The organism is Cobetia sp. cqz5-12, from assembly GCF_016495405.1.
Lineage (GTDB): Bacteria > Pseudomonadota > Gammaproteobacteria > Pseudomonadales > Halomonadaceae > Cobetia.
Genome location: NZ_CP044522.1, coordinates 2,766,551 through 2,782,124, shown reverse-complemented (window position 1 = coordinate 2,782,124; position 15,574 = coordinate 2,766,551). Strand labels below are relative to the sequence as shown.

Here is a 15,574-nt window from a genome sequence, read left to right as displayed (position 1 = left end):
GTGGACAGACAAGTGAGGGCAGCCGCCCTCACTTTTTTCATGAACGACAGCAGGAGGCTATCGCCGTGAGAATCATGCATGTCATCTCGACTCCCGCCTCTGGCGGCGCCGAGGTCTACGTCAAGGACCTGAGTCTGGCGATGGTGGCCGCTGGCCACAGTGTGCATATCACCTTTCTGGAAACCGCCGCGGAATGCGGTCGTGACCTCGAATACGAGCATCGCTTTCTGAGCCAGCTGAGTGCCGGCAATGTCAGCTACTCGTTTCTGGGCATCGAGACACGCCGCCGCCCGTGGCGAGGCGCGGCGAGGCTGCGCAGGGAAGTGACGCGCTTCGCGCCGGACGTGGTGCACTGCCACCTGTATTACGCGTTGATGTTCGCCTTTGGGTTGCCGCGTCAATTGCCGGTGATGATGACGGTGCACAGTATCGAACTGGGCGCACCGGCCTGGATGTTCCGGCTATTTGATCGTCGTGTGGCGGCCTACGTCGGTATCTGTCGCGCCTGCACCGACAAGCTGGCACCGATTGCGGCGCGTCCGGTGGTACAGATCGACAACGCCGTCTCCGGGGCGCGCCTCAAGGCCAGTGGTTGGCGGGAGGCGAATCAGCAGGCCCCGGTGCAGCTGGCGGCGATCGGACGTCTGACCGATGCCAAGCAATACCCTCTGATGCTGGAAAGCTGCGCCAGACTCAAGGCGCAGGGCCTGGCGTTCAGGCTCAGGATTGCCGGGGAGGGGCCACACAAGGCGCAGTTGGTGGCGCAGATCGAGGCGCTCGGGCTCAATGATGAGGTCAGCTTGCTGGGCAATATCTCGGATGTAGCAGGCCTTTTGGCCAGCGCCGATGCCTTCATCATGTCATCCGCCTGGGAGGGCCTGCCGATCTCGCTGCTGGAGGCGACGCTCAGTGGCCTGCCGGTACTGGTCACCGATGTCGGCGGTTGTGCCGAGGTGGTGCATCGGGTCGGCAACGGCCTGGTGGTCGACCAGCACACGCCCGTGCGCTACGCCGAGGCATTGGGCCGACTGGTGGGGGATGCTGAATTGCGGCGTGCCTTCGCCCGCAACGCGCGCCGCTATGGGGCGAGTTACCATATCGATACCGCTCTCAGTGGGCATCTGGCGCTGTATGGCAGCCACCAGCCAGCGCAGGACACCTCAGGGCTGGAGGTGACGCCCTGAATGTCCGCAGCGGACACCCAAGTGACGGAAAGGCATGTTCAGGAAAGGCATGTTCAGGAAAGCCGGCCACGTTGAGCAGGTCATGAACGCAATTGGAAAGGCCAGGGGGTGCCGCTGACACCACCCCCTGGCCTTTTCGTCTTTCAGGAGTTGATTGGGGCGTATCCGGGCACCTGCGTGGCATGTGTGAGGTGTGTGCAAAGTGAGGTTGGGGTTTCTCATTCTGCAACGATGAGTCAGATGATGAGTTGCTGCTGAATTAAAGTAGTTTGATTTCGCAATTTGCATTAGATGCGCTAAGGGTAATCTGCCGTCTGTCAGGTACCCGATTGCCAATGATGAGGATTAGGGGAAGCAGCTTAAAGTTACCACCGCCAGTACAATCGTCTCGACGACATGACAAGTCCTTGCTGTTGAAGTCAATTGATTTATTATCAGCCCTGTTGAAGAGGGGACAGTAATGTCGCTTATTGGCGAATCAAATGTCGTCGGTAAAGCGCCAAGTGCTCTTCGCTGCGACGTGCGTCATGTGCAGATCTGTCGAGGTCGTCGGACATGGCCAAGGGAGACAGCATGCGCACATACGCAAGAGTCGAGCGACACAAGGGTGACACAAGAGCAGGACGGGCCTCGCAGATGGCCAGTCAGGCGGGGTGAGGTACCTCTCCAGCGTGCGACACCGGGGTTGGCGAAATGCCTCATGAGAAGGCATCAAGTCCGGGGGGCAAGTCTGGAGTCAGGGCATTGCCGCCGAGTGGTCAGTCAGACCCGAGCTTGCCGGAAGACGTGCAGGATAGTGCGTCAGATCAGGCAGAGAATGTCAGTAAATTATTGTATTAAATGGATTTGATATATCAGGCGTGATTGACGAAGCCGTCGGTGCCTCACGCGAAAGCGGCGTGTTCCTGGCCTTTCGGGACTCTGGGCGCTCGCCTCATTCGAGGTCGCGCGCTGCCTGCCAGGTCGGGCAGGTTGCGCAGGCACATCCGGGCAATCGAGCGTTGCACCTCTATCATCGCGCCTCTCCATGGAATGCATGCGGGCATGAATTCTCATCCCGTTCTGACGCTGCCGTGGCAGCTGACTCGCCAACGAGATCGTCAGGTCTCACCTGCTTGAAGGGGCTGCACAAACCTTCAGTCGACTGTGGCCTCTGACAGGTTCAATCCACGAGGCGCTTGAACTGAAATGTCAATAAAAGTGCAAGAAACAAGTCATCAATAGTGATGGTGCGATCAAGCTTATAAGTATCGGTTAATCAAATGAGTCATATTGTCTTGATTGATGAGAAAGTCGATCAATGCAATATGTTTCGTGTGTTAGATGACTGGTAGTGAATTACTAAAATACTAATAAACGTTCCATTTCGGAGTTCGGTCATGGGCATGTGTCATGGACACATGCCTGACGTGTGTCCGTGGATATCGCAGGGGTATCGAAGGGCAGGCGTGACCACTCCATGACAGATGACATGTACGCCAACAGGGCGCCGCTATCGGCAGCAGGGGAGAACGCCAGTTCCTCAGGGCGGTAGCGTGCCGAAACAGCGCCTGGCGGTAGCGGTCAGGATCACAGGGGAAGAGACAGGATATGGATATACCGGTCAGAACGACGCTCCGGGCGTTCTCATTTGCCGCCGTGATATTGGCGATGAGCGGGTGTGCCTTCGCACCCGGTGGGCACATGGATTATGAAGCCGAGGTCGCGCCGCTGACCGACCAGGTGGAAGTCACGCCGATCACCCCCGGGCTGATCTCCAACTATCGTGCGCGCCCCGCCCGGACCGCTCCCGCGCCGCCCGAGCTGGTCGATGACATCAAGCAGTATGTCTACCGCGTGGGCGGCGGCGACATTCTGGCCATCAATCTGAGCACGCCGCTGGACCTGGCCCAGGAAAGCGGTGTGCAGCGTCAGACGGTCGAGGCGCTGACCTACATCGTCCAGCCGGATGGCACGCTGTTCTACCCCTATGTCGGGCGCATCAACATTCGCGACATGACGGTGGATGAGGTGCGCGCCGCGCTGGTCGCGGGGCTGTCCCGTTATATCACCGAGCCGCAGGTCAATGTCTCGGTGGCGCAATTCCGCTCCAAGCGCGTCTATCTGAGTGGCGCCGTGACCGAACCGGGCTTCGTGCCGGTCACGGATGTTCCGCTGACCTTGATCGATGCCATCAGTGCCAGCGGCGGCGTCACGGCACTGGCCAATACCCACAACATCACGCTGACGCGCGACGGCCAGCAGGAGCACCTGAGTCTCTATCAGCTGCTGCAGCAGGGCGACATGCGTCAGAACCGTCTGCTCAAGGATGGCGACGTGATCAATGTGCCGGTGGCGGAAGACCAGAACGTCTTCGTGCTCGGTCAGGTACTCAAGCCCGGCAACATGCCGGTGGGCAATGAACGTCTGAGCCTCACCGATGCGCTGTCGCGGGCCGGCGGGGTCGATGAGGACCGCGCCAATCCGTCAGGCGTCTTCGTGGTGCGTGAAAATTCGCCGGAGTCCGACAAGCTGGCCACGGTCTTCATTCTCGATATCTCGGATGCGACCTCGCTGATGCTGGGCGCGCGCTTCCCGCTGCAACCGCGTGATGTGGTCTATGTGACCGCCGCGCCGGTCAGCCGCTGGAACCGTGTGCTGAGTCAGCTATTGCCGTCCGTGACCAGCACCGGGGCCTTCGTCTCGGTCATCGATGACATCGAGGATTGAGGTCATGTCCCACTCCCGCATGGCAGGTCGCGTCGCGACCTGCCGTATCACCTGCCTGCCGGGCCTGAATCGTTTACTCAAGGCGGCGTCATGAATCAGTACACCTCTCCCATGCCATCCTCTTCTGCACAGCCTGGCAAGGACACCACGCGCCGACTCGATTTCAGCACCATTCTCGCCTTGCTCTGGCATCGACGCTGGTGGCTGATCGGCAGCACGCTCCTGTTCACCCTGCTGGGTATCTATCTCGTCGGTAGCCAGCAACGCATCTACCTGGCCGATTCCCTGATCCAGATCGAGGACAAGGGCGGCAGCGCCAGCCTGTTGGGGCCGCTGGCCGGTCAGGCGACCGGCAGTGATGAGAGCAGCACCAGCGATGAGCTGGAAATTCTCGCCTCACGACTGGTATTGGGCCAGGCCGTGGAACGCGAGCGCCTCAATATCGTGGTCTCTCCGGTGCGCTACCCGGTCATCGGTGACTGGCTCTCCAACCGCCATCTGCGCCTGCCGGCAAGCCTCGGCGGCCAGGATTACGCCTGGGGCGATGACACCCTCAAGGTCACCACACTTGAGCTCGGCGGCCCGTGGCAGCAGCAGACGCTGACCCTCGAGGCACTGGGCGATGAGCGCTACCGACTGCTGGATGCCGAGGGGCAGCCGATCGTCGATGGCAAGGTGGGCGAGAACGCGCTGGCGGAGGGCATCAAGGTCTTCGTGCGCGAGTTGTCAGCCGAACCCGGTGCACGCTTCACCCTGACCAGCATCTCGGACCTGAGCGCCATCAATTCGCTCAAGTCGCGCTTCACCGCCGTGCGCAATGGCACCGACACCGGGGTGGTCACGCTGAGCCTGTCCGGCAGTGACCAGGCCGCCATCGTCAATACCCTGGACACCATCACCAATGTCTTCCTGCAGCAGAACATCGAGCGGGAATCCGCCGAGGCTGACAATCAGCTGGGCTTTCTGGGCGACCAGATCCCGACACTGCGTGGCCAGCTCGATGAGGCCGAATCGGCACTCAACGACTATCGTCGACGTCGCGACTCGGTCGATCTGACCGCCGAGAGCCAGCAGGTGATGGAGAATCTCGTCGGACTGGACAATCAGCTGACCGAGATCAAGCTGCGCCTGGCCGAGCTGTCCCGTGCCTACACCAGCGAGCACCCGGCCTATCGGGCGCTGGTGGCACGCCGTGATTCGCTCAATCAGGAGAAGGCACGCGTGCAGAAACAGGCCGAGCAACTGCCGGCCGCCCAGCGCGAGGCGCTCAACCTGAATCGCAATGTCACCGTCAGCCAGGAAATCTATGTCGCGCTGCTCAACAAGCGCGAGGAAGTGCGCCTCAAGAAGGCCGGCACCGTCGGCAACGTGCGCATCCTGGATCCGGCGGTTCTGCAGCCAGTGCCCATCTCGCCGAAGACATCCCTGATGCTGGCCGTGTTCTGCATGATCGGCCTGATGCTGGGCGCGCTGGCCGCACTGCTGCGTCATGCGATGCGCAAGGGCATCGATACCGCCGAGCAGATCGAGGCACTGGACCTGCCCGTCTACGCCACGGTGCCGCTGTCACCACAGCAGCACAACATGATGCGCCGCGTGCGCCTCAAGGGCGAGAAGGGCGGTCGCGAGATCTATCAGGGGGTGCTGGCCACCTCCCAGCCGTCGGACATCAGTATCGAGGCCCTGCGCAGCCTGCGCACCAGTCTACATTTCGCTCTGCTCGACAACCGCCGCAAGTCGGTAATGTTCACCGGACCGAGCCCGGGCATCGGCAAGAGCTTCGTCAGCCTCAATCTGGCGGCGGTGAGTGCCGAGGCCGGTCAGCGCGTGCTGCTGATCGATGCCGACATGCGCCGTGGTCACCTGCATCACGCCTTCCAGCGTACCTCCGAGCAAGGCGGTCTGTCGGATGTGCTCAGCGGTGCCAGTCCGCTGGACAGCGTGCTGTATCACTCGCGCATCGACAATCTTGATTTCCTGGGCCGTGGTGTCGCACCGCCCAACCCGTCGGAGCTGTTGATGCAGCCCAATTTCGCCGAGCTGCTGGAGCAACTCGGTGAGCGTTACGACCTGATCATCATCGACACGCCACCGGTACTGGCCGTGACCGAAGCGTTGATCATCGGTCGTCACGTCGGCGCCAGTCTGATGGTGGCGCGCTTTGGCATGAACCAGGTGCGCGAACTCGAGCATGCGCGCAAGAAGCTCGAGAACAATGGCATTCACGTCAAGGGCGCCATCCTGAATGCCATCGAACCGCAAGCCGGCGACAAGCATGGCTACGGCTATTACAACTACAGCTACGCCTGACATCGTCTCGCTTGGCAGCTCTCATGACGCTTGAATCACGGAGGAGGTAAGCACGATGAGCGGTATACCCTTGTCGATGGAGCACCAGCGGCGTTACTCGCATCACTACGAGCGCTTGCTGGCCAGCAAGCGCTTGCAGCTGATCTTCGGGATGCTGGTGGTGGTCATCGCGCCGGCTCTCTACCAGGCAGGGTTGAACCAGCTGATGCAGGGTGGCACCCACTGGTGGCTGACCAGCGATGATCAGTGGCATGCCCTGCTGGGTACCGGCGTGGCGTACACCCTGTCGGTGACGGCGGTCAATCGCCTGTCCCGCCTGCCGGGCACGCGCTCCTACCTCTATGTCGTACCCGCGATCGTCATCTCCTACCTGACCTTGATGATGGTGCTGGGGGTGCTGGGGCTTGAGTATTCGCGTCACCAGGTCGGTCTGTCCTTCCTGCTCGCGGTAAGCCTGTGTACGGCCTACTACTACATCGACACCCGGGTGCGCCGGATGCGCTTCGCGGTGGTGCCCTACGGCAAGGCACCGAGTCTGTGTACCCGCCCGGGCGTCGAGTGGCTGTCGTTGCGCGGGCCGGACCTGGTCGGCCTGCCGCGTATCGATGGCGTGGTGGCGGACCTGCGCGGTGAGCTGCCCAGCGAGTGGGAGAGCTTCCTGGCCGACTGCACCATCCACCGCATTCCGGTCTATCACGCCACCCATGCCCACGAGATGATCACCGGTCGCGTGCTGCTCGATCACCTCTATGCCAACGAGTTCGGCTCGCTGACGCCGCGGGAAGACTATGAGGTCATCAAGCGCTGGATGGACTTCACCGTCGCCGCGCTCATGCTGCCGCTGCTGGCGCCTGTCATGTTGCTGACGGCGCTGGCGATACGCCTCGACAGTCCCGGACCGGTGATCTTCCGCCAGCCGCGCATGGGCTTTCACTGCCGTCCCTTCACCGTCTACAAGTTCCGCAGCATGTATGACGGCATGAAGGGCGCGGGCTTCACCCAGGAAGGCAGTGACCCGCGCATCACGCGAGTCGGGCGCTTCATCCGCAAGTGCCGTCTCGATGAGCTGCCCCAGCTGTTCAACGTGCTCAAGGGCGACATGAGCCTGATCGGCCCGCGCCCCGAGTCGATGAACCTGGCCGACTGGTATCGCAAGGACGTGCCGTTCTTCCACTACCGCCATGTCGTGCGTCCGGGCATCACCGGTTGGGCGCAGGTCGAGCAGGGCTACGCCGCTGAAGTGGAAGGCATGATCCGCAAGCTGGAATACGACTTCTTCTACATCAAGCACTTTTCCTTCTGGCTCGATCTGCTGGTGGTGATCCGCACCATCAAGATCGTGATCAGCGGCAACGGCTCGCGTTGAGCGGCCTGAACCATCTGTAGACGAGTGTCTCCGCAGGCGAGTGTGCGGCCATTCTCTGAAACGTGTACCGAGTCGCTGCCAGAGGAACCCGGCAGCGAAAGCGCTGCACCGGGCACTCGCCTGCTCTCAGAGCCAACCTTCATATGATGTACGAAAGGAGTCGATATCATGATCACGGTGACGCGTCCCTACTTCCCGGAGCGGGAGAATTTCGACCGCTATGTGGATTCCATCTTCGAGGGGCGCTGGTTGACCAACCACGGTCCGCTCGAGCAGGAGCTCACGCGGCGCCTGGAGACCTATCTGGGCGTCGAGAACCTGCTGCTGGTCAGCAATGGCACCCTGGCGCTGCAGATCGCCTATCGCGCGCTGGGCATCGCCCAGATGCCGGGCCAGTACGAATCGGCAGAGGTCATCACCACGCCCTTCACCTTCATCGCTACCGCCAGCAGCCTGAAGTGGGAGGGCATGCAGCCGGTGTTCACGGACATTGACCCTGACACCCTGTGCCTGGACCCCGCGCGCATCGCGTCGGCCATCACGCCACGCACCCGTGCCATCGTGCCGGTGCACGTGTTCGGCAATGCCTGTGATGTCGAGGCCATCGATGCGCTGGGCGAGGCGCATGATCTCAAGGTCATCTATGACGGTGCCCATGCCTTCGGCGTGACCTATCGCGGCAACAGCCTGCTGTCACATGGCGATGCCAGCACCCTGAGCTTCCACGCCACCAAGCTGTTCCACAGCATCGAAGGCGGCGCGATCATCTTCAAGCGCAAGGAAGACCTGGAGCGTGCCCGCAAGTTGATCAACTTCGGCATCACCGGCCCGGAGTGCATCGAGGAGCTGGGCATCAATGCCAAGATGAACGAATTCCAGGCGGCGATGGGGCTGTGCGTGCTGGATGAGATCGAAGGCAATCTGGAGAGCCGGGCGCTGGTCTGGCATGCCTATGCCCAGGCGCTGCGCGGCAATGTCCAGCTGCAGACCCGCCAGACCGGCGCCAGCCTGAATTACGCCTACTTCCCGATCATTCTCGAAAGCGAAAGCATGCTGCTCGAGGTGATGCAGCGCCTGCAGCAGGAAGGCTATCTGGCACGGCGTTACTTCTGCCCGTCGCTGGAATCGCTGTCCTTCCTCGGGCGGTCCGCCGCCGAATTGCAGGACGAGGGTGTCATCACCCCGCAGATCGTGCATTCCACCGATATCGCCAGTCGTATCCTGTGTCTGCCGCTCTACTCGGGGCTTGAGGTCAGCGAGATCCTCGGCGCGGTGCGCGTCATCGTCAATCGCCACGTCAAGGCCGCGTGATCATGAACATCGCGATCATGCAGCCCTATCTGTTCCCGCATATCGGCTATTTCCAGTTGATGCATGCCTGTGACGAGTTTCTCGTTTATGACGACGTCGCCTTCATTCCGCGTGGCTATATCAATCGCAACAATGTGCTGCTGGGCGGCAAGGCGCATCGCTTCACGCTGTCGGTGCCCAAGGCGTCGCCCAACCGCCTGATCAGCGAACTCGTCTTCGGCCCGACACCGGACAGCCTGCTGACCACGCTGCATCACGCCTATGCCAGGGCACCGTATTACGCAAAGGTCATGCCGCTGCTGCAGGCAGTGTTCCAGCATGAAGATCGCCGCATCGGGGCGCTGTGCAAGTACAGCTTCGAGCGGGTGTGTGACTACCTGGGGCTGGAGTGTCGCTTTCTGCTCACCAGCGAGCTTGAGCACGACCGCAGTCTCAAGGCCCAGGACCGCCTTATCGAGATGTCACTGATGCGCGGGGCCGAGGGTTACATCAACAGCATCGGCGGCCGGAAGCTCTACCAGGCGGCCCCCTTTGCGGCCAAAGGCATCACGCTGTCATTCCTCGCAAGCCAGCCGAGTGGCTATCGCCAGACTCCGCTTGATTCGCGTGGCGAGGCGGGGGCTGACATGCGCCGCTCAGGGCGTCAGGCGCAGTTCGTTGCCGGCCTGTCGATCATCGATATGCTGATGTGGTGCTCACCGGGCGAGGTGCGCGACAGACTCGCCGAGTACCAGCTGCTGCCGGAAGACCCGCAGCTGCTGCGCGCCACGGGCAATGCCACTGATGAGGTGGCCCCTGTAGCGGGGCCGCTGGCGCGCAATGTCGCGGCCTACTTGCATCAGGGGGGCCTCGCCTCGTGTCACTGAGCAACAAGACCGCCATCGGCATTCTGTGGAATTTCTCCGATCAGCTATTGCGGCGTGGCATGGCCAGTCTGGTCACGCTGCTTCTGGCGCGGCTGCTGGTGCCGGAAGATTTCGGGTTGCTGGCGATGGTGCTGGTCTTTCTGACCATCGCCTCGGCCATGATGGATTCCGGTCTTCAGCAAGCCATTCTGCGCATGCCGACCCTCGGGCCGCGTGATGCCAGCACCGCCTTCTTCAGCAATATCGCCTTCGGGGTGCTGGCCTACGGCCTGCTGTATGCCAGCGCTCCCCTGATCGCCGACTTCTATGCCGAGCCACGCCTGATCGTGCTGGTACGTATCGGCGGCATCGTGGTGCTGATCAATTCCTTCGAGGTCATTCAGGGCGCGATGCTCAACCGCGCGCTGGATTTTCGCACGCGCATGAAGGCTGGCATTCCCGGCAGCGTGGTGTCGGGCGGGGTGGCGGTGCTGCTGGGCTGGCTGGGCTTCGGGGTCTGGGCGCTGGTGGGGCAGATGTTGACGGCGGCGCTGGTCACTACCGCCCTGATGTGGTGCTGGGGCAGCTGGCGGCCGCGACTGGAATTCGATGTGGTGTCGTTCAAGGCGATGTTCCGCTTCGGCTACAAGATGTTCCTGTCACGCATGCTGGATGTGCTGTTCGTCAATCTCTATGTGCTGCTGATCGCCAAGCTGTTCTCCGCCTCGGTGGCGGGGCTGTTCTTCTTCGCCGAGCGTCTCAAGGAGCTGGTGATCAATCAGCTGGTGACGGCAGTACAGAACGTGACCTTCCCGGCGCTGGCGAGCATCCAGGAGGATCCGGTGCGCCTCAAGAGTGCCTATCGTCAGATCCTTCAGGTCATGGTCTATCTGCTGTTCCCGGCGATGCTGTTGCTGGCGGCGCTGGCCGAGCCGCTGTTCCTGACGCTGTTGCCCGAGCGGTGGCTGGCAGCGGTGCCCTATCTGCAGCTGATGTGCATCGCGGCGGTCATGTATCCCCTGAGCACGCTCAATCTCAATGTGCTCAACGTCAAGGGGCGCTCGGACCTGTTCCTCGGGCTCGAGATCATCAAGAAGGTATTGATCTGTGCGGTGCTGGCGGTGACCTGGCGCCATGGCGTGATGGCGATCCTGATCGGGCAGATCGTGGTGGCGGTGGTGTCCTACATCCCCAATGCCTGGTTCTCGCGGGAGTTGATCAACTACAGCATCCGCGAGCAGCTGGCCGACTTCCTGCCGGCTCTGCTGCTGGCCACTGCGGTGGCGGGCACGACCTGGTGGGCCGTGCCTGCACTGTTGGTCATCTGGCCGGCGCCGGTGGTGCTGGTGGTATCAGGCCTGCTGGCAGGGGCGGCCTATCTGTTGCTGTCCTGCTGGCTGCGCTTCGCGGCCTGGCAGTTCGGCGCAGGCTGGATCCAGGAGCGTCTTTCACAACGGAAAGTGGGGAATACTGCATGTTAGAACTGAGTTATGCCCGGGCACTCGCGACGCCCCTCATGGATGGCACCCCGCAGTCAGGCCCCTTGCCTGTGCCGCCGGCGCCCGCCGAGGAAGCCGCCATCATGGCCGAGTGGGAGGGCGATCTCAGCGCCCCGCGCGTCTCGGTGATGTGCTTCGCCTTCAATCATGGCGACTACATTCGCATGGCGCTGGATGGCTTTCTGATGCAGCGCACGCGTTTTCCGTTCGAGATCGTCGTGCATGACGATGTCTCGACGGATGGCACGCGGGAAATCATCGAGGAATATGCGGCCCGTTACCCGAACATCGTGCGGCCGATCCTGCAGGAGGTGAACCAGTACTCTCAGCATATCTGGCCGATCACCTTCTGCATGCCAGTGATGCGCGGCGACATCATTGCCTATTGCGAAGGTGATGATTACTGGATCAAACCCGACAAGCTGGCCCGTCAGGTTGCCTTGTTCGACGCCTATCCCGAGGCGACGGTCTGTTTCCACCCGGCGCTGGAGTTCAATGAAGCGACCGGCCAGCATTCGCTCATCTGCCGCTATGCCGATAGCGTGAAGAAGATCTCTGCCGAGGCGGTGATCGGGCTGCGCGGCGCCTCCATTCCGTCACCGGCCTTCAGCTTCCGACGCGTCGACGCCACCGTCGATGCGATGATGGCGTCCTATCGCGGCGCCCCGATCATGGACTTCTTCCTGCAGTCCTATATGGCACTGCAGGGCGAGACGCTCTATTACGAAGATGCTGCCTGCGTCTATCGCCGCAATGCCAAGGGTTCCTGGACATCGCAGCAGCAGGAAAGCGAGGCCGAACAGCGCTATCAGCGCGACATGATCTCGGCCATCGACGTCTTTCATGCCAACACCCGTCACATGCCGCATTCCGTCAGCCTGTACATCCCGCTCTATCACTATTTCAAGCAGTACGTGATGGCGCCGGCGAGCCCCATGCAGCGCCTGGCCAACTTCCGCCAGGGTGTCGCGATGCTCTCGCATATGGACCGCAGTCGGCTGCTGCGTCTCGTGCGCCAGGATGTGATGACCCGATTGATAGGGACTCGTCGCCGTCGTGTGTCATCCGACCGCGCAGTGCAGGAGCGTAAAAGCGCCTGAATGCCCCGGTGATCGAGGGTGATGAGGGCGAGAGAAGCGTTTGATGACAGGACGTCGTCAATGACATCAAAACAGCGCTGCAACACACAAAGCGCGAAGGAAATCGGCCTTGGGCCGCCGTGAGTCGCAAGGGGACCGCAACATGAATTATCGCAGTTATGCCGACCTGAGTTCGGATATCGCCAGGCAGTTGTCGCGCCTGCAGGCCGGGAATTTCGATCTGATCGTCGGGATCCCGCGCAGTGGAATGGTGCCGGCCTACATGATCAGCGCGATGCTCAATCGGGCCTGCACGGATCTCGACACCTTCATCGCCAATGGCTCGCCCGGCAAGGGTATGACGCGCAAGGTCCGGGGGGCGGCGCAGAGCGCCTGGGAAAATCAGCGTGTGCTGCTGGTCGACGACAGCTTCAACAGTGGGGCCTCGCTCAAGGCCTCCATGGCGCGTATTCCGCAAGATTGCCCCTGTGAGATCACCACCTGTGTCATCTATGCCAACCCGGCGCCGGTGGTGGGGGTGGACATGTATCTGGTCGAACTGGAGCATCCACGCGCCTTCCAGTGGAATCTGTTTCATCATCCGGCGCTGGCCGATAGCTGCCTGGATATCGATGGCGTGCTGTGCCTCGACCCGACGCCTGAACAGAATGATGACGGCCCGCGCTATCGCGACTTCCTGACCAACGCGGCGCCCCTGCATATCCCGACCTACCGTGTGCACTCGCTGGTCACCAATCGTCTGGAAAAATATCGTCCCGAGACGACCGACTGGCTGGCCCGTCACGGTGTCGAGTATGAGCATCTGATCATGCTTGACCTGCCCAGCAAGGAAGAGCGCCTGCGCCAGAATCGTCATTCGAGTCACAAGGCGGATTACTACCGTGACTCGGGCTGTCGCCTGTTCATCGAAAGTGAGGTGGGGCAGGCCACCAACATCACGCGCATGACCGGCAAGCCCGTCTATTGCGTGGATGCCCACCAGATGATGACTCCCGAGTGGGCCTCGATGTCAGCGCAGAAGAAGGGCCAGGTACTGGTGTGCACGTTCAAGCGCATGGCGCGCCGGATCGTCACCTGGTTGCCGGCACCGCTGGCTCGCCAGGCGCGCAGTGTCTATCAGCGACTGGCCTGAACGTAGAGAAGGAATTGGGGCTGACGATGACCGTCATGCGCAGATGACATGGCGGTCATCGTGAATTGTCTCGATCGAGCTTGGCTCAAGGCAAACACTGGCGAAGGAGTGGCAATGAAGACGCATCGGATGGCGCTTTTGGTCGTGGCACGACAGATGACCCTCGAGACTCGCCAGATGCTGGCGTTGGCGGCAGGGCTTACGCGTCTGGGGCATGAGGTGGATCTCATCGTGCCCCAGGCCCATGAGGAGTTGATCGAAGGTCTTGCACACGGGGTGCGGCTGGTAGAGCTGGGCGTGCACAGTGAGTTGACGGGCGTGCTGGCCCTGACGCGCTATCTGGCGCGTCATCGTCCGTGTGTCCTGATGTCCAGCGGTCTGGAAGCCAACCTCAATGCGCTCAAGGCACGCCGTCTGGATCGCTGGCGTGTGCCGGTGATTGCGCATCATGCCGTGACGCCGGCCAGTGAACTGGTGGCGGCGGGCAGCAAGGCGCGGGGCCTGAGGCGCAGAATGGCGCTCAAGTATCCGCATGCGGCACTGGTGCTGGTCGAAAGCGATGAAGCCGGCTGCCAGGCACGCCACGAGGGCGGCATCGAGGCCGCGCGCGTCGTGACGCTGCCGTTGGCCCCTGATGAGGAGACGGGCGCGCTGAGCGAGCATCAATTGATGCAGTGCCTGTCGCTGATGCTGTCGGCAGCCGAGGTCGAGGGCGCGTCACCCTTCTCGTCTCAAAGCTGGCAAGTCAACAGTGGGGAAGCTGCGGCCAGCCTCGCGCAGCCTTCGTCGTCCCTCGACACCTCTGGCGTGGTGAGTCGCCAGGCCATCAGCGCTGATACCGGCGCGTCCGCGCCCCTCATGTCATCCGCCAATCTGCAGGCCGAACTGGCCAACAGCGGCGCGCGAGAATAAGTCTTTTCATGGAACACATTCTGCTCGACCTGCCCAACCTGCTCGTCTGTCTGGTACTGGTGATGGTGGGCTTTCTGCGTGGCTGGGTGACACGCAATGTCGCGATCATCCTGAGTCTCAGCAGTGCAGTGCCGTACCTGTTGAACAATGTGCTGTTCGATGCCGAGTACATGCCGGACCAATTCCGCTACTGGGAGCAGGTATTGGCCATGCGCAGCATGGACTGGGGGGCGATGGACCACTCCCTGACCGTCTCGGTCTCGTCGGGATTTCTGGCGCTGTTGCCGCTGCCGCTGGCGGAAACCATCACCAGCCTAGGCTTCTTCAACAAGTTCCTCTATATCGGCGCGCTGATGGTGCTGATTCGTCGCGGCATCATCTCCCACGCGGTACTGCTGTTCGTGCTGTGCTACCCGAGCCTGGTGCTCTACAGCTCATTGAGCCTGCGCGACACCCTGGTGACCGGCTTCATGCTGGGCAGCTTCCTGCTGGCCATCGAGCGTCGGCCGATGTGGGCGCTGATCTTCCTGTTGCCGTTATGGATCATCAAGTTCCAGAACGCTCTGATCATGTTGATCTTCCTCGGCATCTATCTCCTCTACGACGTCAGCCGTCAGGGCCTGTCGACCAAGCGTTTCTGCTGGTTGCTGGTCGGGCTGGCCGCAAGTGTGCTGGTCATCTATCCGCTGGCGGTGGACCAGATCAACTTCTTCCGCGCGGCCATGTATCTGGAGGATGGTGGCAAGATCGAGGATGTGGAGGTCATCCAGGGCTTCGGGGACTTCGTGGTGACGGGGATACAGGGGGCGCTGTACTTCCTGATCAAACCGCTGCCCTGGGAAGCCGCCAATGCGTTGCAGCTGATCCAGTCGGGAGAGAACCTGCTGGTCGTCGCCTTCCTTGTCTGGCTGACCCTCAAGTGCTGGCAGGTCCAGCGCGAGAAGACGCTCTTCTGGCTGTTGTATCTGATCGGTGCCTTCACCATCTATGGGCTCGTCGTCTTCAACTACGGCACCGCGGTGCGCTATCGCTTCCCGTTCCTGGTCATCTATGTGGTGTGCATGGCGCATGACACAGGACTGGTGCGTCTGTGGCAGCAGCAACGCCGGCCTGCGTTGCTGGACTGAGCTGCTGGACTGAGCTGCCGGCCCGAGCCACGACGCCTCTCCTTTCGCGCTGATGTCGCTTCTCGATCGTTTCTCTTGT

Annotated in this window: 11 protein-coding genes; all 11 read left to right on the top strand. The window is 61.6% G+C overall.

Annotation, left to right across the window (positions count from 1 at the left end; translation table 11 throughout):
• The first annotated feature begins 74 nt into the window (after positions 1-74).
• The 11 genes from F8A90_RS11610 to F8A90_RS11560 all read left to right on the top strand — a co-directional run bounded on the left by F8A90_RS11610 (position 75) and on the right by F8A90_RS11560 (position 15,495).
• The gene (locus tag F8A90_RS11610) at positions 75-1,184 is read left to right on the top strand and encodes a glycosyltransferase (protein ID WP_233593652.1); all 1,110 of its coding nucleotides are present in this window, start codon (positions 75-77) and stop codon (positions 1,182-1,184) included.
• Positions 1,185-2,774: 1,590 nt separating this feature from the next.
• On the top strand, positions 2,775-3,893 hold the full coding sequence (locus F8A90_RS11605; RefSeq protein ID WP_166018430.1) for a polysaccharide export protein: 1,119 nt from the start codon (positions 2,775-2,777) through the stop codon (positions 3,891-3,893).
• A 90-nt stretch (positions 3,894-3,983) separates the two neighbouring features.
• Positions 3,984-6,203 carry a polysaccharide biosynthesis tyrosine autokinase gene (locus F8A90_RS11600; RefSeq protein WP_166018428.1) on the top strand — a complete coding sequence of 740 codons (2,220 nt, stop codon included), beginning with the start codon at positions 3,984-3,986 and terminating at the stop codon, positions 6,201-6,203.
• Positions 6,204-6,258: 55 nt separating this feature from the next.
• A complete protein-coding gene (locus F8A90_RS11595; RefSeq protein ID WP_233593302.1) occupies positions 6,259-7,569 on the top strand; it encodes an exopolysaccharide biosynthesis polyprenyl glycosylphosphotransferase in 1,311 nt (436 codons plus the stop codon).
• A 168-nt stretch (positions 7,570-7,737) separates the two neighbouring features.
• Positions 7,738-8,880 carry a DegT/DnrJ/EryC1/StrS family aminotransferase gene (locus F8A90_RS11590; protein ID WP_200017259.1) on the top strand — a complete coding sequence of 381 codons (1,143 nt, stop codon included), beginning with the start codon at positions 7,738-7,740 and terminating at the stop codon, positions 8,878-8,880.
• Between the two features lie 2 nt (positions 8,881-8,882).
• Positions 8,883-9,746, top strand: a complete 864-nt coding sequence (locus F8A90_RS11585; protein ID WP_200017258.1) for a WbqC family protein — start codon at positions 8,883-8,885, stop codon at positions 9,744-9,746.
• Complete coding sequence (locus F8A90_RS11580) at positions 9,737-11,206, top strand: lipopolysaccharide biosynthesis protein (protein WP_200017257.1); 1,470 nt, start codon at positions 9,737-9,739, stop codon at positions 11,204-11,206. The genes F8A90_RS11585 and F8A90_RS11580 overlap by 10 nt, the downstream gene beginning before the upstream one ends.
• Positions 11,200-12,324 carry a glycosyltransferase family 2 protein gene (locus tag F8A90_RS11575; RefSeq protein WP_200017256.1) on the top strand — a complete coding sequence of 375 codons (1,125 nt, stop codon included), beginning with the start codon at positions 11,200-11,202 and terminating at the stop codon, positions 12,322-12,324. The genes F8A90_RS11580 and F8A90_RS11575 overlap by 7 nt, the downstream gene beginning before the upstream one ends.
• Positions 12,325-12,466: 142 nt before the next feature.
• Positions 12,467-13,456 carry a phosphoribosyltransferase family protein gene (locus F8A90_RS11570; RefSeq protein ID WP_200017255.1) on the top strand — a complete coding sequence of 330 codons (990 nt, stop codon included), beginning with the start codon at positions 12,467-12,469 and terminating at the stop codon, positions 13,454-13,456.
• Between the two features lie 114 nt (positions 13,457-13,570).
• The gene (locus tag F8A90_RS11565) at positions 13,571-14,368 is read left to right on the top strand and encodes a glycosyltransferase family 4 protein (RefSeq protein ID WP_200017254.1); all 798 of its coding nucleotides are present in this window, start codon (positions 13,571-13,573) and stop codon (positions 14,366-14,368) included.
• Positions 14,369-14,376: 8 nt separating this feature from the next.
• Complete coding sequence (locus F8A90_RS11560) at positions 14,377-15,495, top strand: hypothetical protein (RefSeq protein ID WP_052384903.1); 1,119 nt, start codon at positions 14,377-14,379, stop codon at positions 15,493-15,495.
• Positions 15,496-15,574 lie beyond the last annotated feature (79 nt).

Excerpts from the sequence above, each read along its gene's own strand:
- F8A90_RS11610 (WP_233593652.1), top strand. The coding sequence starts at position 75 with ATGCATGTCATCTCGACTCCCGCCTCTGGCGGCGCCGAGGTCTACGTC.
- F8A90_RS11605 (WP_166018430.1), top strand. The coding sequence starts at position 2,775 with ATGGATATACCGGTCAGAACGACGCTCCGGGCGTTCTCATTTGCCGCC.
- F8A90_RS11600 (WP_166018428.1), top strand. The coding sequence starts at position 3,984 with ATGAATCAGTACACCTCTCCCATGCCATCCTCTTCTGCACAGCCTGGC.
- F8A90_RS11595 (WP_233593302.1), top strand. The coding sequence starts at position 6,259 with ATGAGCGGTATACCCTTGTCGATGGAGCACCAGCGGCGTTACTCGCAT.
- F8A90_RS11590 (WP_200017259.1), top strand. The coding sequence starts at position 7,738 with ATGATCACGGTGACGCGTCCCTACTTCCCGGAGCGGGAGAATTTCGAC.
- F8A90_RS11585 (WP_200017258.1), top strand. The coding sequence starts at position 8,883 with ATGAACATCGCGATCATGCAGCCCTATCTGTTCCCGCATATCGGCTAT.
- F8A90_RS11575 (WP_200017256.1), top strand. The coding sequence starts at position 11,200 with ATGTTAGAACTGAGTTATGCCCGGGCACTCGCGACGCCCCTCATGGAT.
- F8A90_RS11570 (WP_200017255.1), top strand. The coding sequence starts at position 12,467 with ATGAATTATCGCAGTTATGCCGACCTGAGTTCGGATATCGCCAGGCAG.
- F8A90_RS11565 (WP_200017254.1), top strand. The coding sequence starts at position 13,571 with ATGAAGACGCATCGGATGGCGCTTTTGGTCGTGGCACGACAGATGACC.
- F8A90_RS11560 (WP_052384903.1), top strand. The coding sequence starts at position 14,377 with ATGGAACACATTCTGCTCGACCTGCCCAACCTGCTCGTCTGTCTGGTA.